General features: G+C 54.9%; 23 protein-coding genes and 4 pseudogenes. 15 read left to right on the top strand and 12 right to left on the bottom strand.

Translation table 11 applies throughout. The annotated features are described in order from the left end of the window. Nucleotides 1-147 precede the first annotated feature (147 nt). A pseudogene (locus ABKW30_RS11200) lies at nucleotides 148-349 on the top strand (transposase domain-containing protein); the annotation flags it as partial. A gap of 51 nt (nucleotides 350-400) precedes the next feature. Here ABKW30_RS11200 and ABKW30_RS11195 read toward each other — a convergent pair. The 3 genes from ABKW30_RS11195 to ABKW30_RS11185 are packed head-to-tail and all read right to left on the bottom strand — an operon-like array spanning nucleotide 401 to nucleotide 4,730. Beyond that, a complete protein-coding gene (locus tag ABKW30_RS11195; protein ID WP_348598963.1) occupies nucleotides 401-1,486 on the bottom strand; it encodes a siderophore-interacting protein in 1,086 nt (361 codons plus the stop codon). Continuing rightward, the gene (locus ABKW30_RS11190; protein WP_348598962.1) at nucleotides 1,483-2,637 is read right to left on the bottom strand and encodes an ABC transporter substrate-binding protein; all 1,155 of its coding nucleotides are present in this window, start codon (nucleotides 2,635-2,637) and stop codon (nucleotides 1,483-1,485) included. The genes ABKW30_RS11195 and ABKW30_RS11190 overlap by 4 nt, the downstream gene beginning before the upstream one ends. Continuing rightward, nucleotides 2,631-4,730: a TonB-dependent siderophore receptor gene (locus tag ABKW30_RS11185; RefSeq protein WP_348598961.1), complete on the bottom strand. Its 2,100-nt coding sequence runs from the start codon at nucleotides 4,728-4,730 to the stop codon at nucleotides 2,631-2,633. The genes ABKW30_RS11190 and ABKW30_RS11185 overlap by 7 nt, the downstream gene beginning before the upstream one ends. A 352-nt stretch (nucleotides 4,731-5,082) precedes the next feature. Here ABKW30_RS11185 and ABKW30_RS11180 point away from each other — a divergent pair, with 352 nt between their 5' ends. Then, on the top strand, nucleotides 5,083-6,096 hold the full coding sequence (locus tag ABKW30_RS11180) for an AraC family transcriptional regulator (protein ID WP_348598960.1): 1,014 nt from the start codon (nucleotides 5,083-5,085) through the stop codon (nucleotides 6,094-6,096). Nucleotides 6,097-6,236: 140 nt separating this feature from the next. Here ABKW30_RS11180 and ABKW30_RS11175 read toward each other — a convergent pair whose 3' ends face one another. Further along, nucleotides 6,237-6,440, bottom strand: a complete 204-nt coding sequence (locus tag ABKW30_RS11175) for a hypothetical protein (protein WP_348598958.1) — start codon at nucleotides 6,438-6,440, stop codon at nucleotides 6,237-6,239. Between the two features lie 82 nt (nucleotides 6,441-6,522). Between ABKW30_RS11175 and ABKW30_RS11170 the strand changes: the two genes are divergently transcribed. Next, nucleotides 6,523-7,083, top strand: a complete 561-nt coding sequence (locus tag ABKW30_RS11170) for a TetR/AcrR family transcriptional regulator (RefSeq protein ID WP_348598957.1) — start codon at nucleotides 6,523-6,525, stop codon at nucleotides 7,081-7,083. Between the two features lie 41 nt (nucleotides 7,084-7,124). On the opposite strand, the pseudogene ABKW30_RS11165 reads toward ABKW30_RS11170, so the two are convergent. Continuing rightward, nucleotides 7,125-7,355 (bottom strand): annotated as a pseudogene (locus tag ABKW30_RS11165) (ABC transporter); the annotation flags it as partial. Nucleotides 7,356-7,391: 36 nt separating this feature from the next. Between ABKW30_RS11165 and ABKW30_RS11160 the strand changes: the two are divergent. The 10 genes and pseudogenes from ABKW30_RS11160 to ABKW30_RS11115 all read left to right on the top strand — a co-directional run. Beyond that, nucleotides 7,392-7,872: pseudogene (locus tag ABKW30_RS11160) on the top strand (hypothetical protein); the annotation flags it as partial. 227 nt (nucleotides 7,873-8,099) lie between these two features. After that, nucleotides 8,100-8,681, top strand: a complete 582-nt coding sequence (locus ABKW30_RS11155; protein ID WP_348598955.1) for a TetR/AcrR family transcriptional regulator — start codon at nucleotides 8,100-8,102, stop codon at nucleotides 8,679-8,681. An 81-nt stretch (nucleotides 8,682-8,762) separates the two neighbouring features. Further along, nucleotides 8,763-9,494 carry an SDR family oxidoreductase gene (locus ABKW30_RS11150; protein ID WP_348598954.1) on the top strand — a complete coding sequence of 244 codons (732 nt, stop codon included), beginning with the start codon at nucleotides 8,763-8,765 and terminating at the stop codon, nucleotides 9,492-9,494. Between the two features lie 179 nt (nucleotides 9,495-9,673). Then, complete coding sequence (locus ABKW30_RS11145) at nucleotides 9,674-10,084, top strand: hypothetical protein (protein WP_348598953.1); 411 nt, start codon at nucleotides 9,674-9,676, stop codon at nucleotides 10,082-10,084. 598 nt (nucleotides 10,085-10,682) lie between these two features. Beyond that, nucleotides 10,683-11,018 (top strand): sterol carrier protein domain-containing protein, encoded by a 336-nt coding sequence (locus ABKW30_RS11140; protein WP_348598952.1) that lies wholly within the window; start codon nucleotides 10,683-10,685, stop codon nucleotides 11,016-11,018. Nucleotides 11,019-11,347: 329 nt separating this feature from the next. Continuing rightward, nucleotides 11,348-12,184 carry a metallophosphoesterase gene (locus ABKW30_RS11135; protein ID WP_348598950.1) on the top strand — a complete coding sequence of 279 codons (837 nt, stop codon included), beginning with the start codon at nucleotides 11,348-11,350 and terminating at the stop codon, nucleotides 12,182-12,184. After that, a complete protein-coding gene (locus ABKW30_RS11130; protein WP_348598949.1) occupies nucleotides 12,181-13,335 on the top strand; it encodes an ABC transporter ATP-binding protein in 1,155 nt (384 codons plus the stop codon). Before ABKW30_RS11135 ends, ABKW30_RS11130 begins: the two co-directional genes overlap by 4 nt. After that, on the top strand, nucleotides 13,328-14,272 hold the full coding sequence (locus tag ABKW30_RS11125) for a sugar ABC transporter permease (RefSeq protein ID WP_348598948.1): 945 nt from the start codon (nucleotides 13,328-13,330) through the stop codon (nucleotides 14,270-14,272). The genes ABKW30_RS11130 and ABKW30_RS11125 overlap by 8 nt, the downstream gene beginning before the upstream one ends. Nucleotides 14,273-14,283: 11 nt before the next feature. Continuing rightward, nucleotides 14,284-15,105: a carbohydrate ABC transporter permease gene (locus ABKW30_RS11120; protein ID WP_348599012.1), complete on the top strand. Its 822-nt coding sequence runs from the start codon at nucleotides 14,284-14,286 to the stop codon at nucleotides 15,103-15,105. Nucleotides 15,106-15,130: 25 nt separating this feature from the next. Beyond that, nucleotides 15,131-16,396 (top strand): ABC transporter substrate-binding protein, encoded by a 1,266-nt coding sequence (locus ABKW30_RS11115; RefSeq protein ID WP_348598947.1) that lies wholly within the window; start codon nucleotides 15,131-15,133, stop codon nucleotides 16,394-16,396. A gap of 78 nt (nucleotides 16,397-16,474) precedes the next feature. Here ABKW30_RS11115 and ABKW30_RS11110 read toward each other — a convergent pair whose 3' ends face one another. From ABKW30_RS11110 to ABKW30_RS11080, 7 genes and pseudogenes are all read right to left on the bottom strand, one after another. Continuing rightward, entirely contained in the window at nucleotides 16,475-16,852 is a 378-nt protein-coding gene (locus tag ABKW30_RS11110) for a hypothetical protein (RefSeq protein WP_348598946.1), read from the bottom strand. A gap of 107 nt (nucleotides 16,853-16,959) precedes the next feature. Continuing rightward, nucleotides 16,960-18,016, bottom strand: a pseudogene (locus ABKW30_RS11105) (SDR family oxidoreductase). Between the two features lie 169 nt (nucleotides 18,017-18,185). Next, nucleotides 18,186-18,473: a hypothetical protein gene (locus ABKW30_RS11100; protein ID WP_348598945.1), complete on the bottom strand. Its 288-nt coding sequence runs from the start codon at nucleotides 18,471-18,473 to the stop codon at nucleotides 18,186-18,188. Next, complete coding sequence (locus ABKW30_RS11095; RefSeq protein ID WP_348598944.1) at nucleotides 18,437-18,913, bottom strand: NAD(P)-binding domain-containing protein; 477 nt, start codon at nucleotides 18,911-18,913, stop codon at nucleotides 18,437-18,439. The genes ABKW30_RS11100 and ABKW30_RS11095 overlap by 37 nt, the downstream gene beginning before the upstream one ends. A gap of 324 nt (nucleotides 18,914-19,237) precedes the next feature. Then, entirely contained in the window at nucleotides 19,238-20,311 is a 1,074-nt protein-coding gene (locus ABKW30_RS11090) for a porin (protein ID WP_348598943.1), read from the bottom strand. Between the two features lie 991 nt (nucleotides 20,312-21,302). Continuing rightward, nucleotides 21,303-22,223, bottom strand: a complete 921-nt coding sequence (locus ABKW30_RS11085; protein WP_348598942.1) for a hypothetical protein — start codon at nucleotides 22,221-22,223, stop codon at nucleotides 21,303-21,305. A gap of 315 nt (nucleotides 22,224-22,538) precedes the next feature. Continuing rightward, nucleotides 22,539-22,880, bottom strand: a complete 342-nt coding sequence (locus ABKW30_RS11080) for a hypothetical protein (RefSeq protein ID WP_348598941.1) — start codon at nucleotides 22,878-22,880, stop codon at nucleotides 22,539-22,541. A gap of 199 nt (nucleotides 22,881-23,079) precedes the next feature. On the opposite strand from ABKW30_RS11080, the gene ABKW30_RS11075 reads away from it, so the two are divergent. Further along, nucleotides 23,080-23,538 (top strand): (2Fe-2S)-binding protein, encoded by a 459-nt coding sequence (locus ABKW30_RS11075; RefSeq protein WP_348598940.1) that lies wholly within the window; start codon nucleotides 23,080-23,082, stop codon nucleotides 23,536-23,538. 3 nt (nucleotides 23,539-23,541) lie between these two features. Beyond that, complete coding sequence (locus tag ABKW30_RS11070; protein ID WP_348598939.1) at nucleotides 23,542-25,698, top strand: xanthine dehydrogenase family protein molybdopterin-binding subunit; 2,157 nt, start codon at nucleotides 23,542-23,544, stop codon at nucleotides 25,696-25,698. The last annotated feature ends 3 nt before the right edge of the window (nucleotides 25,699-25,701 follow it).

Below are 25,701 nucleotides of genomic sequence, written 5' to 3'. Positions count from 1 at the left end.
CAATACCCATAGAACCCCACGCGCGCCCGCGGCTTAGCCCAACACGTTTTTAGCGCACCGTCGCCATCAGTCTTCGCGCGCTCGTCGACGTCAATATCCGCGACGCCACGCTAAAAACGCTCTGCATTATGCAAATCTTTGCATAAACGAAAAAACAGTCTATTCGCCGGAAGCGTGGACGGAGGGCAGACATGGCTACGCTTGCCACACTCCTTCAAACAGCTAAAATGAATGGCGTCGATCCGCTCACATGGCTAACCCGGACATTGACCCGCATCGCAAACCGCTGGCCCACCTCGGCATCAAGCTGCTCATGCCCTGGAACGTCAAGCCTGACGCTGTCGGCTGACCGCTTGGCACCGAACCGATCCCGGCCGGACTGAACGAACTGGCATACAGGTCAGTTCAGCGCTTCAGGACTGCCTCTACGCCAATACGATACAATCAGATGTTTGAGATTTTGAAATGAAATTTCTTGTTTGAGAAACGTCCGAATAGAGCGGAAGTCTTCAAATTCACATCCAGTCCATACGTAGACTATCTGGTCACCGGGCAACGATATTTGACGTACGGCATCTGCTAAAGAACCGTAAGAGCCGGTCCGACTGTTCCTATAGAGCCACTTTATTTCTATCTTGGTATCGGTCGACAAATTCTGGGTCTCGCGCTCATCAGCTACCTCAATTATTGCGATGCCGCGAGCATTTTCAGGCAAATACCGGAGCATGCGTGCAATGGCTGGCAAAGCGGTTTCATCGCCGGCAAAAAGATACCAATCAGCTGGTACGAGTCCGCCGCCTCCCGGTCCCGTCACTCCAATCTCCATCCCTCTCCTGGCATTCCTGGCAAAGTGAGAACCAGGGCCTGCATCAGTATGCAGAACGAAATCAATATCAAGTGTTCCTGCGTCCACATCCACATCCCTGACGGTATATTTGCGAAACGACGGGCGCCGGTCCGGATCTGTCCACTGGATCAACCCGTTCGTCCCCAATGTTGGCCATTGCGGGCTTGTCAGTTCCGGATGCTGGACAAGCAGGTTGAGATGGAGCGCGGTCAAGGGAACGAACCGCTTTGCTGCATCCGTTGAAAACCTTATGCGACGCATTCGGGGCGTCAGATCAAATACATTCTCAACCTTAAATATGTGGAAGTTGGGCGGACGGACAAAATCATTACCATCTCCCTCCCATTTGATATCAACGGACTCGGTTGCGAATTCGAGAACATGCGAGGCTATGGCAGAACGGACGTAGTAGAGGTCTTCCAGTGATTTAGCCGTAATATCCACAAACGTCATGTCACCCTTCGGACGAAGTTGCGTCACTGAGTCACCCATGTGGATGATATGTCCGCCGGCCTGCGTCTCTACCGCTGCGCCATGTTCAACCATGTGCTCGCACATAGGCCCTATCACGGCATCATAGTTCGACAATGAAAAGTTCGCATGCGCTGCAAACCCGGTTCTTGCGACACCTGCAGTCAATTGCCCGCTTCCTTGAGACCAATCCAGAACGTGCCCTCCAACGGCACTGCCATGAATCTTTGATTGAACTGCGCAAGTGTCTTCGACGGATCGAGATCGGTGAAGAGCTGGGGATGCGTCCACTTCGCAAAGCATTCAAGCATTAATACGCTCAGAGCGGAGATGGACAACTGATGCGATATGGCAAATCCGTTTCCATTACTTATGGCAGTCAGCTGATCGAGATGGTTACGCCGGGTGACTTGCCGAAGCGATGCCTGTGCTGCAGCCCTATCAATACCACCTCCAACCACAAGGCCTGACTGTGCCGCCAGGTGCGGTCCGCCCGTGCCGATATAAACATCCGGGTCAGCTTGAAGGACGGACTCAATATTGAGCTTGCCATCATAGCCCGCCACACCCGAACCGATGCTATGACCTCCAGCCATTTCAATTAGCTGCGTCATGCGATTTCCTGACCCCGGCGTGGCGCAGCATATTGAGCCAGCGTGCGCATCAATCAGAACATTGGGACGGCTCGACTGCTTTGCCAGTCGTTCGGTAACGAACCGATATCGTTCGTTAATGAAAGCGGTAACTTCTTTTGCTCTGGCCTCGCGGCCAATTGCCTTACCGAGAAGTTCAATACCTTTATTCGTGGCGTCCAGAGGCGAGCCGGAATTACTGTCCGCCACATCAAGGAAGATTACCGGCACACCGGCATTCTGCAGAAGCTCTGCGGTCGGCTCCCAGCCTGTCTGCCATATGCTCACCACGAAGAGATCGGGGTTTGCGCTCAGTATCGATTCTGCCGATGTATCGACTGACATCACGCCACCAACGACAGGGATCTTATCAATAGCCGGGAATTTGCGACGCAAAGTTTCGTAAATACCGCGATCAAACCGTCTTGGCGCCGCCCAGCCCGCAATTTTGGAAACTGGATCGGGATCCAACAACGCTAGCGAGAGCAGGGTAAGACTTTCGTTGGTAACAATTCTGGTTGCAGGTTTTGCAAGTCGTACCTCACGTCCTACGGCGTCCTTTAAAACGATTTCTGATCGGGCCTCTGAAATCCCTGGCAGGGCGAAGAGCGCGAAGAGTGCGCAAAAAATCTGAAACCCTATCCGTCTGGTGCCAGTTTCCGCAATGATAAGACATCGCATTACCATGAGTACTTCAGGTTGGCGGTGATCGCCCGCCCTGCTCCATAATTGCAGCTGCCACCGGTTACGTTGAGGCAATGTGAAACATATTTCTCGTCAAAGAGATTTGAGACGTTGAGGCGAAGCCTGGTTCCCTCGAATTCTTTTTTTAAAGCCCCGAAATCATATTCCGCCCCAATGTCTACAAGTGTCCTTGACGGTATGCGCAAATCGCGGCGATACGAGCTGTCCGTCTGGTAGGACGATATTGCACGCGCACCGGCACTGACAGCCAGTCCCGGTAAGAATGAAGGCGTATAAACGGCCCAAAGACTACCTTGGTGCTCTGGCAATCTCAGCATTTCCTTGCCAAGCTCGACATCATTATTTGAGCGGATAACTTTCGAGTCTGAATAAGCATAAGCGGCGAGCATTGTGAGCTCAGATGTTACTTCATATTTTCCTTCGATCTCGACACCACGCACGCGTTGTCTGCCACTTTGAACAGAGCGTTGTATGTCGGCCAGATCCGGTGTCAGGTAGTTGTCCATGGCAAGATGGAAAAGTGACAGCGTTACGATACCGCGCCCGCCGTCTGGCGCATACTTAATCCCCATTTCGAACTGCTCGGCAGTTTGCGCCTCAAAAGGGGCGTTCAGGCGGTTTGTTCCCAGTACCGGCAGAAATGACGTGGAATAGCTGGCATAAGGTGCAAGACCATTGTCAAAAAGATAGGCAATACCAGCTCGACCCGTCAGCTTTTTGTCATCGGTCTCAACCGCAGGACCATCTTTCATCCGGTCGAGGCTGTCGATTCGGGAAATGTCGTAGCGCAGTCCGAAGGTTCCGACCCAGCGATCATATTTGATCTGGTCCTGCAAATAGAGACCGATCTGATTTTGTTTCTGCAGACCGGAGCGCTGATAACCGGGGACCGGAATTATACCCGCGTAAATCGGATCGAGGTAATCAATGGGAGGAACAGGCATATCCCGCGGGCTGTTGCCGAACCGGGTGCTCGATTGTGCCCGAAGATAATCAACACCAAACAAAACTGTATGGTCAAACCTACCCGTCTCGAACTTCGTTTCAACCTGGGTGTCGACGGCGAAGCTGGTCAGATACTCGTCGGACAATGCCGAAACCCTGTTCAATGTATGACCCTCGGAATCATAGGCAAAGGCAGGATTTACCAAGGCAAGGAACATATCTTGTTCGGAGCGTCCGTAACGCAAATTCTGGCGCACAGTCCATGTTTCATTGAAGGTATGCGAGAACTCATAGCCCGCCATATAGTAATCGCGGTTGAACTCGCCTGATGACGGGTCTCCGAGAAATACATCGCGAGGTATCTGGCCAAACCTGTTGGGCAGCAACGTGCCTGTCGCGGGGTAGAAGCGCGGGCTGAAAGTCGGCCGGTCACGCTGATAATAGCCATAAAGCGTGAGCGAAGTATCTGTTGAAGGATTCCACGTCAGGCTGGGTGCCAGCATTACCTGCTCATCACGTTCCATGTCGATCTGAGTATGGAGGTTCTTTGCAAGTCCGGTGAACCGATAGAGCCAATCACCATCCTTTGTGATCGGACCTGTCATATCAACAGAGCCCTGAAGACCGCCAAAGCCGTTCGTCTGGATCGAAGCTTCGCGATAAGGTGTTGCTTGCGGCCGCTTGCTCACCATGTTGACCAACCCGCCGGGAACAGCACGGCCATAAAGCACTGAGGCGGGGCCCTTTATTACCTCTATGCGCTCCAGAGCATACGAATTGATGGTTGGCGTTGCATAATTGACCGGATCACCCGGGATCGCCAGCCCATCAAGCCACATGGTTCCGTATGTGTTGAAACCGCGAATATATAGCCAGTCATAACGCATGTCATATCCGTTTGGATCGGAAAAGACCCCCGGCGTATATCTGAGGGCCTCTGCGACAGTATTGGCTCCCTGCGCATCCATTTGATCGCGTGTGACAATGCTCACAGCCTGCGGCGTTTCGATAAGTGATGTGTCAGTTTTTGAACCAGCCAAATTTCTCTTGGCAATGATGCCTTTTTCATTTTTTGCTGAGTTGCCATTCTCAATTACGATCGTATCGAGTTCGATCCCCTCCGATGCCATTCCGTCCTGTTGCTGCGAAAATGCGGCTGACGTCAATAAAAGATGAAGACTGCAAAAACATGTCGAGCCAAGAAGCATCGACCGGCGTTTTATTCTATGCTCTTCCTCTCTGTGCAAGAACTCAAAAAAATGCGTTCTTCTCCGCGCTGACATTGATGATCGCTCCGCCACCATAGCGACACTCCGTAAACTTGACTATTATTATCAGATTAATTGACGTACTATGGTATTGAAGCACAGCTGACAATGTTCCTACCTTTGAGCGACAGCGAGAAACCTTTGCTGGACAACAAATGGACGTTTGTACTCACCGGTGGCGTTTTCACCCAAGACTTGATTTGAAAGTAAACGGATGACAGAGCATTCGAGTATCTGGGAAAGTGGAAGCGTACAGCGAAAACGAGTTCGCATCGGTGACTTCATGCGTGATGGCCTTGACCTCGAAACACGAGATGACAGATTAACGCTGGACGACACGTTAATTGAAGGAAGGTTTCTTCATCGCGAATTACGGCAAGGATTGGTTATTCACGGTGGTGACGTTATTGAAGAGCGGGCTTTCACCGCCACTTCTCTCCTGCGCGAAGGGCTGTCCTGCATTTTTTTCCTCGACGGACAAGTCGAGCTGAATGTCGGTGACAAGCACATGGATTTCAACGGCTCCTCCCGCCGCCCAATGAAGGGAGCTGCTATCATGAGTACAACCCAAGAGCGCTTCCAAAGAATTTCGCGCGAGCGGCAGCATGTCAGGCACGTGGTCATATCGGTTACGCCAGAATGGCTTGATATGGACGGATTCGAAGAAGTCGGCAGCAGTCGTCTGGCAGCGCTATTGCTCAATAATCATCTCGCAGAAAGCCATTGGCTCCCTACCCCACGCCTATGCGAAGTGATCAGGCAGATCCTCGCCCCATCAATCATGATGCCTTCACTTCACAATCTTTTTCTGGAGAGCCGATGTATCGAAATCGTTGCCGAGACGGTAGCAGCAATGCTTAACACCGATCGAGAGCAACAAAATGATACCCTGACCCGCCGGGAACTGATCCGTCTGGAGCGTGCCAAGGAAATTATATCGCTGGATAACACAGCGATGAATGTGGAAGCTATCGCACGGGGCGCAGGTATCAGTGCAAGCGGATTACAGCGTCTGTTCCGTGTTTCAGAAGGTTGTAGCGTGTTTGAATATGTCCGCAAGGCCCGTCTCGAGCGGGCATTTATCGCTCTGCAGTCCGGTGAGTTGAGCGTAAACGAAGCCAGTTTGCTCGCAGGCTATTCGAGCCCTGAAAACTTCGCCACCGCCTTCAGGCGGCAATATGGAATACGCCCGCGGGATATGCGCAAAACAGCCAACCATGCAATATGAGAGCCAGCACATGCAGTGCAAAACAAATCCACTGTCACCGCTTAGTTCCCGGTAACTTTGCGCGACACAAAATCCCGGTCATTTGATATTCGACTGGACCAATTCACCTGATTAACAAATGGAGGGTCACGTCGCAAAATTTAACTCATTTCTCTCGATTGTTCTTCAGAGCCTTTCCAGCCTCGCAGCAGATCAAATGGTTCAAGGCCATTCCATTCGCTGCATTCTATCTGATCAGGGATGTTGCGCTCGTTTGACCTGTTTTTTTCCGCCACGCGATGCAACTTGCCAGCTGTTTTGCTTTTCACCCACCATGCGACGGACGACACGATGTTGTAAGCCATCTTCTGTTCTCCGCGTATTATGGCAATCACCATAGTATATCTAGCACTAGACCGATCACCATACAATCATTATATTTGAGACATGCCCAGAACCTCCAACGCAAAGACTCGTTTTATTGAAACTGCGGTCACTCTTTTTCGAGCACGCGGCTATCACGGGGTTGGCCTCGCCGAGATCATTCAACAAGCACAAGCGCCTAAAGGCTCTTTCTACTTTCACTTTCCCGACGGCAAGGAAGAGTTGGCCGAGGAAGCCATTCGATACGCTGGCGGATATCTGCCGCATCTCATGCAAAAGTATTTTGCACAATCTGACACTCTCGCCGGTGGCATAGATGCGATCATCAATCACTTGGCTCGAAACTTTGAAGCCTCAGGCTGGAGTCTGGGTTGTCCCGTAGCAAGTGTGATGCTGGACACCACTCCCGCCTCGGCAAGGTTGTCTCGCGTTTTTGAAGAAGTCACCGAAAAATGGATCGTTTGTATCAGCGAGAGCTTCAAGCGTTTCGGAGTACCTGAACCGCGCAAGCTCGCGATAAGATTTCTCGTAGCACTTGAAGGCGCCTGGCTGGTCGCACGCGTGCTGAAGTCTCGTGCTCCATTCGAAGAAGCAATCGCCTCTGTCACAGCAGAACTGAAGTAGAATGGCATCTTTCGGCCGTAACAATCAGTCGGTCAAATATCGGGACGGGGCGCGGAAGCGGCCAGATAAGCGACATTGAGCCCTTCAGCTTCCGCCTTAATCTGCGGCGTCGAGCCGGTGCCGCCGAAATCAGTTGCTCGGTTCTCAAGCAACTGTGCTGTATCGCGGCCATCCGGGTAATTGACAAACTCAGGGTCAAGCAATGCGAATGCGCCCGGCCGGACTTGTGGCAGCCACAAATGAAGATTGCCTGGGTGAACGCCGGTTTTCATTCCACTATCCCGCATAAAACAAGCCCTTCGGACGACGAGGGCAAGATCGCTTTGCCGGACACGGGCGATCGCCTGGAGTCTCTGGAACAGCGTTTCAAATATGTCGCGCGATTTGAGAAACTGGATGGAGCTTTTCACGCTCTATGCCCAGGGCGAAGATATCCGCGCCAGATTCATCGTGCATCTTTCGGATTTCACGACGGATCTTTCAGCCACGCCGAGCCGGGTGGACGAACCCTTTCTCGAGCAAAGCGTCGCAATGCCGGAGCACGTCAGTTATTTCTTCCCGCGTGGTGCCGACATTTTCGGCATCAATGTGCGCGGCTCTGTCTCGATCCGTAAATTCCTCACGAGCCACCGTGTGGTGCGCGCCATCCGGACCTTTAACCTGACGCATATGAACCGGGGGCGGAACGCCTATCAGGCGAGCCATTGTTACAGCCTGGCGGATTACATGCTGGCGGATCAAGGGATATTTCATGGCCATCCTGGTGAACTCGCAGGCGCACCTGGATGACTGTCCCGGCCTAAACGATGGCACCAACTTCGGCCGGTATGCGCCTTCATTCCAGTCGCTTCGAGGCAAATGACGAGGCCTGAAATCCGTCGTTCCCTGATCACAAGATCGTGGGGCATGAAACATGCCGATGCATTCAAAACGGGGAGTCTTGTCCGAAAATTAACCACGGTGAAATAACGGGTAGAGTTATTGACAGATCAATCCAGAATTGATAGATGTTGACTATGGCCAGACCGCGCGAATTTGACAGAGAGGCTGCTTTGCAGAACGCCATCGGCGTCTTCTGGTCAAAGGGCTTCGCCGCGACTTCGACCGATGATCTGCGGAAGGCGATGGGGATTGGGCGGCAAAGCCTCTACAACACCTTCGGCGACAAGCGGCAGCTCTACCTCGAGGCGCTACGCACCTATCAGCGCAAGTCAATGAGTGGACACATCGCGCGGCTGACCGCACCGGAGTCGCCGCTCGACGGCATACGCGACCTTCTGGTGGGATTGACGCCAGAAGATGCCGCGCTCCGTAACCTCGGTTGCATGGGCGTCGGGTCGGTTTGTGAATTCGGAGTGACAGATCCTGAACTCGTCAGCATGCGGCAGAAGATTGCGCCCCTATTGGCCGGGCGTCTGGTCGGGCGGATAGGCGAAGGTCAGGCGAAAGGTGAGATTGATGACAGCCTCGATCCCGAAGCCGCCGCGACGTTGATTCAGATTACGATGACGGGCCTTCAGGTGGCGGCGCGAGGTGGGGCCGACGACGACGAACTGCATACTCTCGCCCTATTCATGGTGGATCGCCTTCGGGCGTAGCAACGATCTTGGCGCGACATGGCCAGGGCATACTGCTCTGCGGATAATTATGGACTGATCAATCAATAATGGAGAATGATCATGAATGAAGGAACAAAAAAGCGCGCGCTGGTATTCGGCGGTTCGCGTGGCATCGGTGCGGCAATCGTTTTGCGACTGGCGAGCGATGGCTATGCCGTTGCGTTCACCTATGTGTCCAGCGATGCCAAGGCCAATGAACTGGTGGGCGCGATCACCGCCCGGGGTGGCGACGTACTGGCAATCAAGGCCGACAGCGCCGATCCCGCTCAGATCAGTGCCGCCGTCGAACAAGCCGTCGATCACCTGGGCAAGATCGACGTCGTTGTTGTCAATGCCGGCATCCTCCGTCTGGCTACGATCGATACCGTTGCGCTCGATGAGCTGGATCTGATGCTCAACGTCAACATACGCGGCGTTTATCTTTCGATCCAGGCCGCCGTACCCCATCTTAACGATGCCGGGCGCATCATCACTATCGGCAGCAATGTCGCGATCCGTAGCGGTTTTGCGGGGTCGAGCGTCTATCAGTTGACCAAGGGAGCGGTCGCAGCGATGGTGAAGGGCATTGCGCTGGATCTTGCGCCACGCCGAATCACTGTCAACAACGTTCAGCCAGGGCCGACTGAAACCGACATGAACGTTGAGCACATCGATATGCTGTCCAACATTTTGCCGCTCAAGCGTGTGGCGAAGCCGGAGGAGATTGCCGGAATGATATCTTACATCGTTCGCAGCGAGGCTGGCTTCATGACCGGCTCCAGCCTGACGATCGACGGCGGCTATACGCTCTGAGAAAATTGAGACGATGAAGGATGGTGTGCGAGTGCCTCAGCGGTTTATCCCGCGCCATTCCCTATGCACGGCAGCTATTCCGTTTCGCTCCGGGCTCCGGCACGCCGACATTGGGATGCGCCGGGAACGGCGGCTCTGGTCGGGACTAAAAGGAAGGGCGTTGGGGAGGCTGCCCGGAAGTGCTCGCGCAGCGTCTCAGTCTCGTATTCGTGACGGTACAGGCCGCGCCTGCGTTGAATCGGCACGAGTTCATCGACGATCACCGCCAGCCCATCGATCAAGAGATCGGGCTGCAAATTGAATCCGTCAATGGCTCCGGCATGGAACCAATCCTCGATGTGATCGGCAAGCTGTTCGGGCGTGCCGACGAACCCAGCATGGCCCGAGCCCGTGTACCGCGTCTGCTTGAGGTATTCACGCACGGTCGGGTTAGTCTTGCGGATCTGCGTTATGATCGACTCCCGAAAGCCTATGCTGCCAAGGAAAGTCTGGCTGTCCTTTATTGGGCCGAGGACGTCGTCGGGAAACGGTTCATCGAGTTCGAGCTTCGAAGCGTCGTAACCGATTGCTTGCGATGGCCAGGCGATTGAATATGATGCCGGACCCGCATCGTGGATTTCATCGCTACGACGACGCGCCTCTTCCTCACTGCTGCCCAAGCTAAGCAACAAGCCCGGGAGAATTTTGATATCATCAGGCGAGCGACCGTTACCACGCGCGAATTTTTCACAAGGCGATAGTGTTCGATGGCTTGGTTCTTGGTCAGTTCGGCGGCAAAGACACCTTCGGCCACGCGCCCTGCCAGTACGCGACCCTGCGGCGATCCACCCGCCTGAAAGATGATCGGATGGCCCTGTTTTGACGGCGGCACACGCAAACGGCCTTCAATATCAAAGAACTCGCCATGGTAATGCACATCTCGCCTTGTGGCTGCAGACTCCCAAAGTGCCCGCACTACGTCGACGAACTCGCTCGCACGTTCGTAGCGATCGTCGCGAGATGGGATATCGGGCATACCGAAATTGTGCGCTGCAGAAACGCCGCGGGTGGTGACAAGATTCCAGGCTGCACGACCACCCGTTTGCGTGTGGCATATCTTGCATCGGGTCATCTTTCCTTCCCGACCGGTGGATGATCCCTTGCCTTTGATTCTCGGCAATCCGCGGGCGCTGGAGATATCTGGCCAGCGTGACGAAAGCTGGATACAGCCTCTCGACCTCGAGGCGTTGCTTTCGGTCCGTCGCTATGGGCGGTACGCGTCAGGTAGCAATCGCTGTCGAAGACGATATATTTCCGGACAATGGCGGAATCTGGTCTTTTGGTCCCAATGGGACAGAGCGCAGCAGCGTGAAGCCGGAGGCTTATGTCAAGATCACGGAACTGACCGCTCTGCTATTCGGTGCGCAACAGGCATCACTTCTAGCTGCTTCCGGAAGCATCAAGACGACTTCCGCGGAGGTAGCAGGGGATTTGGACCGCGTGTTTGCTACCAGTCTCCAGCCGCATTCAAGCATCTCATTCTGAGGCCTGTATACAACTCCGTTTGCTGGTGGCATCAGACCCGCATACTTCTTGTGCCAATTGTAAAATGTTGCGTCGGAAATCCCTGCCCTGCAATTACTTTGAAATCTTGCCACTACCTCCCGAAATTCGGCGTTTGTGCAAATCCAGCGACCGGATCAGGCGATTTCCGATCGCAACCGCATTCATCGAACTGTCACTGGCCTGAAACGCAGCTGTCACAGACCAAGCCTATGAAGACCCGGCGCTGGACGGGGTGCTCGAATTGCATTTGCCCTGTCTGCCGCAACTCATTCGGGCCTTTAACGTTTGATTTTTAAAGAGAGATATCCGTGCGGATCATCCAGATCACTGACACTCACCTCAGCTCGTCCAAACCGCATTTCAACGCGAACTGGTCGCCATTGGCACAATGGGTCACAAACCAGAAACCGGATCTGGTTATTCATACGGGCGACCTGGCTGTTGATGGGGCTGATATTGAAGACGATCTTGCCTTCTCGGCCAAACTGCTGAACGAGATTTCTGCTCCGGTTCTCAGTCTGCCCGGCAATCACGATATTGGCCATATGCCCGGAAGTGCGCAGCCGGTTAATGCAACCCGGATTGACCGCTGGCGTGAGATGGTCGGACCGGACCGCTGGACTTACGACAGCAACAACTGGCGGTTGATCGGCCTGAACAGTCTCATCTTGGGTGCTAACGGTCTGGAAGAAGAAAAGCAATTTGATTGGCTTGAAGATGCGCTTGCCGACGCTGAAGCCCGCCGCATTGCTGTCTTCGCGCACAAGCCACTCTTCGTCGATGCCGCCGATGAAGGCGAAACGGGCTATTGGAGCATTCGTCCCGCTCCGCGCAAAAAACTTCTGGATCTCTTTGCGGAATATGACGTCGCCCTCCATGCCAGCGGACATTTGCATCGTGGCTGGCAAGGCACGCACAACAATACCAGCCTTGTCTGGGCCCCTGCGTCCTCGTTTATCGTCGGAGATATGGAGCGCGACATGCCCGGCGAGCGCATTCTTGGTGCGGCGATCCACACACTCACTGACACCGTGAAAAGCGAGATCATCGAAATCGATACCTTGTCCCGTTTCGTACTCGATGATGTCATAGAAGAGGTCTATCCGCGCGCAAAGAAGGCGACGACGGCGGAGACAACCATATGAGCGCGTTTGCCCTCAGGAATATCTCCAAATCCTACGGCGCAAATAGGATCCTGAACGATGTCAGCATTGAAGCAGAAGAAGGCGAGTTTATCGCCCTTGTCGGTCCATCCGGCTGTGGCAAGAGTACCTTGCTGCGCATTGCCGCCGGTCTGGATCACGGCGATACCGGCAGCATCTGGATGGGCGAGCGGGAGATCACAGCTGATCATCCTGCTGACCGCAATGTGGCAATGGTTTTCCAGTCCTACGCACTTTATCCACACCTGACTGCCGCCCAGAATATCGCGGTGCCGCTCACCATGCGCAATCTTTCCTTGCTACAGCGGGTGCCGTTCGTCGGCCGTTTCGTCTCCGGCCGAGCCGCCGCTCAAGCGGCGATCAAACAGCAAGTGTTTACGACAGCAACAAGCCTTCAGATTGACCATCTCCTCGACCGCAAGCCCGGCCAAATGTCCGGTGGCCAGCGTCAGCGCGTTGCCTTGGCCCGTGCACTTGTCCGGCAACCCGGCGTTTTCCTGATGGACGAACCGCTTTCCAATCTTGACGCCAATCTGCGCATCCACACACGTACCGAGATTGTCGACCTGCATCGGCGCGCCGGTGTCCCCACAATATACGTCACCCATGACCAGTCCGAAGCATTGAGCATGGCTGACCGTGTCGCGGTAATGATGGGCGGCAAGGTGCTGCAGTTCGATTCTCCGTCACGCATCTATGACGACCCGCGCCATATCGAAGTCGCGAAATTCGTTGGCAGTCCACGTATCAATATCATCAACGCCGTCACGTCCGACAACGGCACAATTTTTCTTGGCGGCAAGCCTGTACTTGAAGGGGTCACGGGACCTGTAGGAACATCAGTCCACCTCGGGATCAGGTCAGAGCGTATAAAATTGCGGTCTCCCAGCTCGAAGGGTATTGCGGCCACAGTCTCACGGCTGGAGTTTCTGGGCTCCGAAGTGTTGGTGACAGCCCGCGCGGCTGGCCGCGATGAAGGCCTTATCGTCAAGGCCGCACCTGCCGACGTCGCGCACCTTGGCGCGGGCTCGCCGGTTATACTGCAGATCGACAAGGGTGCTTGTCTCGTCTTTGGTCAGGATGGGCTGCGCGTTCCCTTGCGAATTTCGGCAAGGATTGCCGTCGATGCGTGAGATAGCGACAACACATCCGCTACCCGATAATCGTTTTGTTGCAAAGCAGGCGGCAATCCGCGCTGCCAAACGCGAGGAATGGGTAGCATGGCAGCTGGCCGCCCCGGCAATCCTTCTCATTGTTGTTCTGATCCTGCTGCCGACACTCGCCGTATTGGTTTTCAGCCTGACAAATTATGAACTGGGCTATGATGACTTCCAGTTCGTCGGCCTCGACAACTATATCGAGTTGTTCCGTGACCGGACATTCCTGATCTCACTCAAGAACACCGCTATCTATACGGCAATCGTCACGCCGTTTTCCGTGTTTATCGGCCTCGGCGTCGCCCTGTTGATTGAAGGGGAAAAACGCGGGCGGACCTTCTTTCGTACGGTCTACTTTCTGCCGGTCGCTTCGCTGCTCGTCGCCATGGCAACCGTATTTCAGTATCTGCTCCATCCGACAATCGGGCCGGTCAACGCCATCCTTTCCATGATCGGTATCGCGGGACCAAACTGGCTCGGCAGCAGCAGCACCGTGCTTTTCAGTCTGGCAATCATTGGCATCTGGCAATCGGTCGGTTTTAACATGGTGCTGTTCCTTGCCGGCCTGACGGCAATCCCGCGCGAGCTTTATGCGGCAGCGGAAGTTGACGGCGCCAAGGGCAGCTGGGAGCGTTTTCGCCTCGTCACATGGCCGATGCTGGGGCCAACAACCCTGTTCGTCACCACAATCAGTGTGATCAATGCGGTCAAAGTTTTCGAGACCGTCAAAACCCTGACCGAAGGCGGCCCGAACAAGAGCTCCGAGGTTCTGCTCTTTACGATCTATCAGGAGGGGTTTGTCTTTCTGCGTGTGGGCTATGCCTCCGCCATGACTGTCATTTTCCTGGCCTTCCTGATCGTTCTCATGCTCGTCCAATATCGGGTTTTGGACCGGCGGGTGCATTACACATGAAAAACGTCGCTCTGTTCTCCATGCGCAATCTGCGTCTCGGCATCCTGTCAGCCGGAGCCCTACTCTTCCTTACCCCCTATATCTGGATGATTTCAACCGCAGCTAAATCGCGCGAAGAAATCTTCTCGTCTTCGCTGACATTGCTGCCGCAACACTGGGCTTTGTGGGAAAACCTCGCCAAGGCTTTCTCGCAAGTTCCTATGGGTCAGCTTCTGCTTAACGGGTTGATCGTCTGTGCCCTGATCTTCTTCTTTCAGGTGGCCATTGCGATACCCTGCGCCTACGCCATGGCAAAGCTGAGATTTCGCGCAGCCCAAACAATGATGACCCTTGTCATGCTCGGATTGCTCATTCCCATTCATGCGACCGCATTGCCAATCTACGTTGCATTGAACAAGGTTGGCATGCTCAACAGCTACTTCGCCCTATCAGCACCGTTCTTCATATCGGTCTTCGGCATTTTCCTGTTTCTGCAATTCTTCCGGGCCATGCCCGATGACTTGATCGCGGCTGCCCGCCTCGACGGTATGTCGGAACTGGCTATCGTCAACCGCGTGATCGTTCCCAATGCCTGGCCCGCAGTGACCGCCTTTGCGATTTTCTCAGTCGTGGCGCACTGGAACGACCTGTTCTGGCCGCTCATCGTGATCACCGGCACCGAAAGGGCGACACCCCCGCTTGGTTTGCTGTTCTTCCGTGCGGCAGAGGCAGGTGACGACTACGGCGCGCTGATGGCCGCAACCCTCATTATTACCCTGCCGCTTGTCGCAGCATTTCTGCTGGCACAACGGCGCTTCATAGAAGGCATAACCCTCACCGGCCTCAAAGGCTGACCATTCCCAAGACCAGGAGATAACAATGAGCTTTTTCCGAAAGACGATTGTGGCTGCCGCGATCGCCACTGTGTTCAGCATACCCGCATTCGCAGAAACAACGCTGAATGTGCATTACCCGATGCCGGGTTTTTTCAAGGATGTAATGGATGTTATCTCCAAGAAATTCATGGAGGAGAACCCTGACATCAAGATCAATTTCGTCAGCCCTTCGGCCACTTACGAAGAAGGTATCCAGACAATCTTGCGTCAGGCGGGCACTGCTGAAATGCCTGACATCACCTTTATCGGCCTCAACCGTCTCCGCATGATCGCCGAGCGTGGCGTGAACTTGGACATGGAGCCGCTGATCGCCAAGGAGACCGACATGGAGTCTCAAGGCTTCAGCGACAACATCCTTCGCCTCGCCCAGGTTGGCAACCAGCAGGTTGGTCTGGCCTTCGCAACATCAAACCCGATCATGTACTACAACGCCGATCTTATCCGGCAAGCAGGTGACAATCCCGATCAGCCACCAAAAACATGGGACGAGGTTATCGCGCTTGGAGCGAAGATCAAGGCGCTCGGAAACGGCAACGAGGGCATCGATTTCCGCTGGCAGGGGGATGACTGGATGTTCTCCGCACTGCTTTTCGGCGCTGGCGGCACCATGCTTTCTCCCGATGAAAAGAAAGTTGCCTTTAATGGCCCCGAAGGTGTTGCTGCATTTAACCTCGTCAGTCGTCTGGTCAAGGACGGTGGAATGCCGGTCCTGACAAAACAGGCAGGCGAACAGGCCTTCGTCGCCGGTAAGGTTGGCTTTACGTTTCAGACCACGGGCGCCTTGCGCAACACGATCAAGAATGTCGGCAGCAAGTTTGATTTGCGCACCGGTCCATTGCCGCTTCTCAATCCCGAAAAAGGACGTCTCCCCACAGGCGGCAATGCAGTGGTAATCCTGACGAAGGATACGGCAAAGCAGGCAGCTGCTTGGAAGTTTGCAAAGTTTGCCGCCGGGCCTTATGGCGCATCGGTAGTGGTTCCGGGAACAGGTTACGTACCCAACAATGAGCTTGCCGCGAAGTCACCCGAATATCTGGCTGATTTCTACAAGCAGAACCCGCTGTTTCAGGCTGGTCTTAACCAGATGAACCTGATGATACCCTGGTATGCGTTTCCAGGATCAAACGGCGTGAAAGTAACCCAGACAATCGTGGATAACCTGTCGCGCGTCGTGGAACAGACCGCAACGCCGGAAGAAGCATTGAACAGCGCCGCAGACGAGGTGCAGAAACTGCTGCCACGCCGCTGAAGTCAACCGCTCTTGTGAGATCAGTGGAGTTGCCCCATAAGAACCGGAGCCTCTGTGTCACGAGGACGACCAGACGCTTTAGCTGCGTATCCATTGGACCTCTTGGGATTGGCCAATGTTGCTGTTGGGCGCTGCACGAAACTCCGGCTTGCGCTCGGGACTGGCTTGAGCAAGTGCTTTGCGCACGCCTTCTGCATCGAGATTAGCGGCATAGACCGGCGGGCCGGGCTGTTGACGCCAGGACCCGTCAAGCTGACCGGCATCAACACCGTCAAATCCGAGTTCGTTGAAGAGCCGGATGACCTTTGCCTCTTTGTCGCCGGAAACCGGCAATGCAATGCGGCCGGAGGTACCCGCTGGCTTGCCCTCATCAAGAAGACTGCGCCAGTGCAGGTTGTTGATAGCTTTCAGCACTGGTCCTCCAAGCTGGTTTGCCGCCCAACGGCTTTCGGCCATGGCCCAACTTCGACAACCGGCGGGCCAGCGAGCCGCCGATTTGCGCGGATCCTATGATTCCAACGTTCATGATGCATTGCTCCCTACTCTCGGATAATTCCGCACATCTAGCGTGGCTTGCCTTTCACTATCGCCGGCGGCGTGATCTCTCTGGGCATCGCAAAGCCCTGATCGTCCAGATAAATGGCGCGGTCGAGCGAATGATCGGCAGTATCCCAATGGGTGACCTGGCCATTCTCAAGTCGAAGCATGAACGACTCGACGGACGTTCCACCCTGACCGGTTGCGGCGACCCCATAGAAATCCTCGCCGTCATGCTTCCAGTGCAGATTGACCATCACCAGCGCCCGATCTCCGGCGACGAAGTGATCAATCAAGTCGACGCGCGGGCGGAAGGCCGTGTGAAACCCAGCGCCGCATGCCTTGAGGGCATCGATCTCGACAATGTCCCTTCTCGCCGGGCTGTTGACCTTCACGTTAGGACGAGTGTCCGCGTCCCAACGATCAAGCTCGTTCGCGGCGAACGCCTCGATAACCTGGCCGGTTACCCAACGACCTTCGTCAGAGGCCAGAAACACCACCACAGCGGCAATATCCGAAGTTTCGCCGAAGCGTCCGAGTGCGGTGTCTGCCTCGATTGCCTTTACCATGTCGGCATTCTCGCGGACGGCGGCGTTCATGTCCGTACGAATCCAACCCGGCGCCACGGCGTTCACGGTAATCCCGCGAGATCCCAGCTCGATCGCGAGTGAGTGCGTCAGATTGTTGATGCTCGCCTTTGCCATGGAGTAGATGGGCACGACCGAAATCGGGCGCGTCGAGGCACCCGATGAGATGTTGATGATGCGGCCACCATCGGAAAGACGGCTCAATGCGGACTGAACCAGGAAGAAGGGCGCGCGTGTGAACCGCAAACATCGTGTTCCAGGCATCCGGTGTGGGGTGTGCAAGACCGCCCCATCCTGCATTACCGGCATTGTTGACCAGTATGTGGAGCGCTTTACTCCCCTCCCGTTCGGCAAATTCACCGTCGAGCTGGTCAAACAAGGCCGGAATCGCTTCGGCATCGACAAGGTCTGCCTTCAGCGCGAAGGCGCTGCCACCAGCCTTATCGATGGACGCGACGGCTTCCTCGGCCCCGGTCCTACTTGCATTGTAGGTGATCGCAACGGTCGCGCCATCGGCAGCGAGCCGTTCCGCGATCGCCCGGCCGATGCCTCATGATCCTCCGGCGACCAGAGCGGTTTTCCCATTAAGGGGCTGCGACATAATATTCTCTTTGGTTATGCCAGATATGATTTTGGTGATTGTCCGGCTGGGATGGAGCGTCGGGTTAGACGATCCGTTCACGCTCGATCGGACCGGGCCCGGCTTCGATAATCGCGAGACCAAACCGGACAAGCCCCGCCGCGTCCCCGGCATATTCGTAATCGACAATGTGGTGCAGCAGAACACCGGCCTGTTCGAGTTGACGGGCGCCCTTGAGAGGACCTGTATTGACGGGCTTGAAACCCGCATCAGTGATCAGGCCGCGCGTCGCCTGCCCGGCCCGTGCGTCGTCACTGGCATAGAACACGCTGGGTTTTACGGGCGTGTCCGCCCACGCTGCAGCCTCAAGCAATGGCGATCCCAGCAGATTGAACGCCTTGACAACACGGGCCTTGGGCAGGCGCCGTTGCAGAAATTCCGACGTCGAGTCGTCAGCATGAACTCCAGATCGTGGAAGTGCACGAATTCGGCGGTAACACCGAGCGAGTTCATCGTCTCGATGACGGTTTTGCCATCGAGTGCGTCGCCAGCTTCGCTGACGATCGCGTCGAGCCGGGGCCAGTAGACGGAGAACAGAACGGCCTCGCCGAATTCGGCTGCCTCGCGGATGGTACCAAGCCGGGCGCGGTCTCCCAATTCTGCAAGCAATGGTGCAATCTTGCGACCCTCGCCGTCCTTCGCAATGACGAGATCATGGCCAGCGCCCGCCCAGGCTCGCGCCTTCGCTCCCCGGGGAAGGGCTCGGTTGAAAGTTAGGATATCGCTCTGGATTAGATTAGAGGCTCCGCGCACCTCAGCCTGTTGTTTTTGCGAACAACAATGATGACGGACCCCAGCTGGTTCACGTTCATCACCCAACGCGTACGATGCGGCACCGTAATGGTTAAAGGGACAAGCTGGAAGGTCAGACCATAAAAACGTGCCATGTAAGTAGATGAGGTAGCCAAGCGGCCCCACACTGTTGCCCTTGGGACATCTATAACGCTTGACCGGCTTGTGTGGCGCCCCAATGCAATGCGCCGACAGTGCTGTGCTGGAAGAGACTTGCGGTAAACTGCTCTTGATATATGCACCGAAACACGGCGGGTCTTTGCCCGCCGTGTTTTGTTTTGGGTCTTAGAAGTTACGCTGGAAGCGGATAATGCCTTCGAAAGCATCCTTTCCATTGCCATCGCGCCTGCCCCGATCCTCACGCTCGCCACCGAAGGAGGTGTAGCTGATTTCCGGGGTAATGACGAAGCCGGGAACGAGTTCGTAAGCAACGTTTGTGGTGGCTGCGAACGTGCCGTCGTCTTCGTATGCACCCTGTATATTGAAGGATGCCTTCTCCGATAGCTTGGCAGCCAGACCGCCCCAGACGGCGTAGTCGCCATGCCATGTTCCGAAGTAGTTGTTTTCGTAGTCGTCGCCGTCAGACTTGTAGCCGCCCATGACCCAGGCAGAGACAGTGTCTGTGAAGTTTACGTCCAGACGGATCTTACCGGCAAATTCTTCCGAAACGGCATCATAACCTGCAACACCGGAGATCTTTCCCCAGGCCTGCTCGAATTTGACACCGGCCAGAACATGCGGCATGTAGTCATCAATCTGATAGTCAACAGTGCCATAGCCCTGATTGTTTGACTTGCCCTGTTCGGCGCCGATCGTTGCCGAGAAGCCATTGCCCGCAGCGAAAGTATAGCTGATCTGGTTGGTGACATAGTTGCCTGCCAGGATCACGTCATCGTTGATGACTTCGCCCATATAGCCGGTCCAGCTCATGAACTGCGAATCCGTTGCACCCACGCGGAAACCGCCGAGTTCTATGAAGCCGTTGTTCAACTGTACGGACTCGGCGTTACGACCGTCATCGAAGTTGAAACGCAGCTCTGCATAGGAACGCAGCGTGCCGAGTTCGGTTTCGTTGCGGGCGTCAACACGCAGGCTGAAACGCGAACGCTTGAAGTAGGTGTCACGCTCTTCGCCGGTATAGGCGTCATCACCGGCACGTGCATCGTAACGCATGTAACCGCTGAACTTCAGGCAGGTTTCGGTGCCAGGGATATAGAAGAAACCGGCACCATATGTATCGCAGACGCGAACATATTCGACAGGCTCCGGTTCCGCGATAACGACTGCATCTGCAGCGCGTGCGCCGGATACTGCAACGAGGGCTGCAGCAGAGCCGAGAAGAATGCTTTTCATTTTCATGTTGATCTCCAATTGAGGATCCAAAGTTGAGGGACGGCATTCAAACCCCTGAATGCCGCCCTCATGTCCTGCCTTGGGGTCTTTCAGGTCAAAGGACAAAATCAGTTATACTTTTGAGTGTGCCCGTGTGTTGCTTTAATGATGCAAATACAACTGATTTTGTCCTTTGACTATTCTGTACATTCTCAGCAATTTGTTTATACGCCTGCTTGGCGAGACAGAGGGACTGTTTCGCAAAAGCGGCGTTTGAGTTCATTTGATCTCCAGTCAATACTCAAGACCCTGCCTCCCGGGGCAGGGTCAAATTCGCCGGTTTCTCATCAAGGCGTGTCAAGGGGCTTGTGTCATTGGCGTCTGGAGCACAAGCAAAAATACCCCGATGACGGCGGTGTGGTGATGGTCAACGCGCGTCACGAGACAGGAATTCCATGATCAGGGATCGGAAACATCTTTGGAGCCGTGTCCCGATCTTGCAGCATCCCCCACAGCCTGCCATTCGACCGCGTCGCAAAATGACGGGAGCCGCCGTATGGCGAGACGAATGCGCCGGGCAGCGTGTCGGGACTGACACTCAATGCAATTACTTTGATTTCTCCCGGTGCCTTCGCGTGACATGTTTTGAAATAGCGGCCTGTACTGTTGTACTGGTCGCCTGCGCCATTTTATCATTTACGTCCAGCACCCCGCCGGCGTCTTCGCCTGCGGGGGTAACAGTGCAGCCTGAATCCAGTTCAATGTCCCGCTATCTTGAGTGCAACCCGGACAATTCTTTTTTGAACCCGGAGAAGGAACGGCTGGACGGATGCTGATGGCCTTGCATGCGGGCGCATTACCTCATTAAATTTTGCTCGACAGGATCGGTACAGGCGATGAACAGGAGACCGCTTGCCGTGAACTATAAGCGCCGGGGCTGAGGGCGGGGCCAAATCGCGTGTGACATCTACTCTCACGAAGGGACTGGAACGGCTGATTTGCCTGCAGACCGGTCTGGTCAGGCACACAGATCGACGGGTAGAAGATCGCAGTCCTCATTGGCCAGATGTATGTCAAACTGGACCTTTGCAATGTGGGAGGCGACAATCTTGCCAAACATTTCCGTGAGTGGCGGCAATATCTCTACACGTCTGCCACCGCGTTCATGCAAACGGACCAGTCCCTCCGCTTCGGCTACCTTCATCAGGCGGCGTATATGGGTTCTCGAAACACCATAAAGGTTTGCAATTTCCTCAAATGGAAAATTCACCAGCGTATCCGCATGCGATTGTCTCGAAGACATCAATTTACAAAGCAGCATCTGGCCGCTGTCACTGTTTGCAAAGAGCCGTGAAGCATGATGGTCCACCAGCACATCGGTATTCAGGAGTGATTTCAGGCTCGAGACGAAGTAGCGTTCCAGCAGGTCACCATCGCCTTGCATGAAGGCGCGATACTGCCGCGCAGGAAACATCCTGTCTGCGGCCGATAACGAGACCCGAACAATATCCTGTACACAGGAAACCAGCAGCCCGGTGGGTTGAATCAGCAAGCTGCGATGGTCCAGTTCGTCCTGTATACGTGTGACATGGCCGATCCTCTCAAGAAGATCAACCGTTAACGCGGTGGTACTTTTGCTGCAAAGTCCGAGCGCCGAGGTAACGCGTTGGAGACATGTCATGGCCACACCGCTCCGTCTTCGGTCACGGTTGTGGTACAGAGCCAGGATGGCCGTGCAGATCACTTGCCTGGCCGCGTTGGCCATCACCTTGTTGGCGAGATACTGACCTTCGAAGACCTTGACGATCCCTGCTGCATATTCGCATGTAGCCAAGCCAAAGTCTGGATTGTTCCGCAATATTGCAGCCTGTTGCCGGAGCCACAAGGTGCATCGTTCATCACGCGCGTAAGACGTTATCGCTATGCAGCCACCGTCCATCAAACAGTCTCCTGTGAGGCGTACTCGATTAAAATCGCGTTCAACGAGACCTCGCCGTCCTTGGTAATGACGAGGTCATCGCTAGCAGAGATCCCTGACCTCACCGGGAGCCACCGATGTTGACGATGCATAGAATGCCTATCTTGGATATTCTGCTCACTTCGACCTCGGCGTTCATCCGGCAATGGATATGGGCGGGAAGCAAAGTTTCGTTTGAGGATCGAACAGGGGGCCAAATGCACATCACTGTTGCACATCAAATAACAGCAGGCCGTGAGCAATAGCGTGCCTTTGTTGCCATGGCTCGCGCTGACCTTAATCCCCGGCTGCAGACGCGAACACCGGAAAACCAATCATGGACGTGCACATAGATATCCCTCCTGACCTCTTCAGCCATTTAACTGTCATTTCGTCGTAAGGATTGGCGGTTTCGTCCACGACTATATCCACATAGGCAGTCGATATCGCGTTCACAAGGACACTCTTGTCGGCATACGTCTTTATTAGCCCCTTCGTGAGAATGTTCAGCGCACCTTTGGCAAAGACCTTTTTCAATGCCGATCGCTTCGGGCTGAATGCCGCTTTCCGAGGAGATGCTGGAATCTTACCCTGTTTGCGCTCGGTCACCTCCAAAAGCATCAGGGCAAAGATCAACAAAGCTGCGCACCTTCGGATCCATGAAGCGCGTTGAGATGAAAACGGCGTGGACTGGCACCGTTTTCGTTGCTGCCGCATAAAAATCGGCCATTCACACCCATGTTGATTGGTAGATCGGCTTTTTGTGTTATCGTTGAAAGGATAGCGACCAACTCAAGCCAGCACCAGTTGTGTGCACAGCCAGATGCGGGATATCAAGATGATCACTTTCAAGCTGAACGGTCAGGAACGAACTTTCAACGGAGATCCCGATACTCCGTTGCTCTGGATCCTGCGCGATTTCGAAAAACTCACCGGCACGAAATATGGTTGTGGCATAGCGCAGTGCGGGGCATGCACCGTTCATCTGGACGGCATGACCCGACGCAGTTGCATTACGCCAATTGCAACTGTTGAAGGATCAGAAGTTGTTACGATCGAAGGCATCGAAGGGAAGGAGGCCGTCGCCATCCAAAAAGCCTGGGTCGCAATTGACGTACCACAATGCGGCTATTGCCAGTCAGGGCAGATCATGTCCGCAGTATCCCTGCTCCAAATGACACCAAAGCCGAGCGATGATGATATCGACGGTGCAATGGCGGGTAATATCTGCCGCTGCGCCACCTACCAGCGTATCCGGCAAGCGATTCACGACGCTGCCGACACGATGGAGGGTTGATCCATGACATTACACACGATCACAAGCACACGCCGCTCGTTTCTGACGGGTGCAGGCCTCGTCATCGGCTTCACCCTTGCGCCAAAAATGTTCTCCGCCAGTGCGATGCAGGGCGTCCAGGCAGGGGGCGACAGCGCATTGTCGCAGATGAACGCCTTCGTCAAAATCGGTACCGATGATACCGTGACAGTCTTGTCAAAGCATATTGAGTTCGGGCAGGGCCCGTTCACCGGCCTTGCGACCATCGTAGCGGAAGAACTCGACGCTGACTGGAGTCAGATGCGGGCCGTTCACTCCCCGGCAGATGACAAAGTCTATGCAAATCTCGCTTTTGGCTTGCAAGGCACAGGTGGCTCTACATCGATTGCCAATTCCTACGAGCAACTTCGCAAGGCCGGTGCCACGGCGCGTGCGATGCTGGTCGCCGCCGCCGCAGAGGAGTGGAAGGTCCCTGCAAGCGAAATCACCGTAGAGAAAGGCCGTATCAAACATGCAGCATCGGCCAAGGAAAGTGGTTTTGGCGCATTTGCCAGTAAAGCTGCCGCCCGGACGCCACCGGTGGAACCCAAGCTGAAGGACCCCAAGGATTTCGTTCTCATTGGACAGGAGCTTCCCAAGCTCGATACAGTCAGTAAAACGAATGGCAAGGCAGTCTTTACGCTTGATATAACTGCCGACAACATGCTGTATGCGACAGTGGCTCATCCTGATCATTTCGGAGCCACGGTAAAATCCTTCGATGATACAGAAGCCTTGAAAGTACCGGGCGTCGTTGATGTCAAACAAATCCCGCAAGGTGTTGCTGTATATGCGCAAAATACCTTTGCGGCACTCAAGGGCCGCGCCGCACTTGAAATCGAATGGGACCTTGCCAGGGCCGAGACCCGCTCGAGCGATCAGCTGATTGCGGATTATGAAAAACTCTTTGCCGGCAAGGGCCTGCAGGCGACCAATAACGGCGATGTCGACAAGGTCTTCGGCGGCCAAGGCCTGCAGAGCATTGAAGCCGTGCTTGCTTTCCCCTTCCTTGCCCACGCCCCGATGGAGCCTCTCGACGCAGTATTCATCAGGGGCGCGAATGGCTCTGTGGACATATATACCGGAGCGCAGTTTCCCGGAATGGACAAGAATACAGCGGCCAAGGTCCTCGGACTGGACCCGGAGAAAGTTCGGGTAAATACCCAGATCACCGGCGGCAGCTTCGGGCGGAAAGCTCAGTTCGGCTCACCATATATGCAGGAAGCTGCTGCAGTCTTCGGAGCTACCGATGGCAGTCGCCCGCTCAAACATATGTGGACACGCGAAGACGATATTCGCGGCGGTTATTACCGTCCCATGTATGTCCACAAGATGCGCGGTGCCATTGATGCTGACGGCAAGATCGTCGGATGGGACCAGGCCATCGTCGGTCAATCCATAATGGCCAAAGCGGACCTCGACGAGACTTCAGTCGAGGGGGCCTCGAACCTGCCCTATGATATACCCAATCTGCGTGTCATTTCGCACAACACCACGCTGGTCGTGCCACCGCTGTGGTGGCGTTCGGTCGGCCATACCCATACCGGGTTTGCCGTAGAAACATTCGTGGACGAGCTGCTTGAGAGGGTCGGCAAGGATCCCGTTGAAGGGCGACTGGCCCTTTTGTCCAAGGAGCCTCGGCATATTGCAACGTTGAAGAAGGTTGCCGAGATGGCGGATTGGGGCTCTCCTCCTCCCGAAGGACGCCAGCGTGGTGTTGCTGTCGTCAAGAGTTTCGGCAGCTATGTGGCCCAGATCGTTGAAGTGTCCGTCAGCAACGAGGATTCACCCCGGGTTCACAAAGTGTGGTGCGCCGTTGACTGTGGTATCGCGATCAATCCCAATGTTATCAAAGCCCAGATGGAGGGCGGCATTGGATATGGTCTGGGCGCTGTGCTGTTCGATGCCGTTACTCTCGGTCAGGGAGGAAAGATCATCCAGTCGAATTTCCACGACTATCGCTCGTTGCGCATTAACGAAATGCCGGTTGTTGAAGTTGCCGTCATCCCATCCGCCGAGCCGCCGACCGGTGTCGGTGAGCCGGGTGTCCCGCCTGTAGGTCCGGCAGTTGCCAACGCATGGCGACGGCTGAACAACAGCCCGGTTCGGCGTTTGCCGATTGTCAATGTTCTTTCGGCTTAAGGG

This window comes from Phyllobacterium sp. SB3 (assembly GCF_040009165.1).
Classification (GTDB): domain Bacteria; phylum Pseudomonadota; class Alphaproteobacteria; order Rhizobiales; family Rhizobiaceae; genus Phyllobacterium.
The sequence above is the reverse complement of the archived record's forward strand: the minus strand, read 5'-3'. Positions and strand labels throughout refer to the sequence as shown.

What these genes read in the sequence shown, in the direction of transcription:
- ABKW30_RS11090 (WP_348598943.1), bottom strand. Translation starts at nt 20,311, where the DNA reads ATGAAAATGAAAAGCATTCTTCTCGGCTCTGCTGCAGCCCTCGTTGCA.
- ABKW30_RS11175 (WP_348598958.1), bottom strand. Translation starts at nt 6,440, where the DNA reads ATGGCTTACAACATCGTGTCGTCCGTCGCATGGTGGGTGAAAAGCAAA.
- ABKW30_RS11150 (WP_348598954.1), top strand. Translation starts at nt 8,763, where the DNA reads ATGAATGAAGGAACAAAAAAGCGCGCGCTGGTATTCGGCGGTTCGCGT.
- ABKW30_RS11180 (WP_348598960.1), top strand. Translation starts at nt 5,083, where the DNA reads ATGACAGAGCATTCGAGTATCTGGGAAAGTGGAAGCGTACAGCGAAAA.
- ABKW30_RS11070 (WP_348598939.1), top strand. Translation starts at nt 23,542, where the DNA reads ATGACATTACACACGATCACAAGCACACGCCGCTCGTTTCTGACGGGT.
- ABKW30_RS11185 (WP_348598961.1), bottom strand. Translation starts at nt 4,730, where the DNA reads ATGGCATCGGAGGGGATCGAACTCGATACGATCGTAATTGAGAATGGC.
- ABKW30_RS11085 (WP_348598942.1), bottom strand. Translation starts at nt 22,223, where the DNA reads ATGGACGGTGGCTGCATAGCGATAACGTCTTACGCGCGTGATGAACGA.
- ABKW30_RS11115 (WP_348598947.1), top strand. Translation starts at nt 15,131, where the DNA reads ATGAGCTTTTTCCGAAAGACGATTGTGGCTGCCGCGATCGCCACTGTG.
- ABKW30_RS11110 (WP_348598946.1), bottom strand. Translation starts at nt 16,852, where the DNA reads ATGGCCGAAAGCCGTTGGGCGGCAAACCAGCTTGGAGGACCAGTGCTG.
- ABKW30_RS11170 (WP_348598957.1), top strand. Translation starts at nt 6,523, where the DNA reads ATGCCCAGAACCTCCAACGCAAAGACTCGTTTTATTGAAACTGCGGTC.
- ABKW30_RS11075 (WP_348598940.1), top strand. Translation starts at nt 23,080, where the DNA reads ATGATCACTTTCAAGCTGAACGGTCAGGAACGAACTTTCAACGGAGAT.
- ABKW30_RS11125 (WP_348598948.1), top strand. Translation starts at nt 13,328, where the DNA reads ATGCGTGAGATAGCGACAACACATCCGCTACCCGATAATCGTTTTGTT.
- ABKW30_RS11130 (WP_348598949.1), top strand. Translation starts at nt 12,181, where the DNA reads ATGAGCGCGTTTGCCCTCAGGAATATCTCCAAATCCTACGGCGCAAAT.
- ABKW30_RS11155 (WP_348598955.1), top strand. Translation starts at nt 8,100, where the DNA reads ATGGCCAGACCGCGCGAATTTGACAGAGAGGCTGCTTTGCAGAACGCC.
- ABKW30_RS11190 (WP_348598962.1), bottom strand. Translation starts at nt 2,637, where the DNA reads ATGGTAATGCGATGTCTTATCATTGCGGAAACTGGCACCAGACGGATA.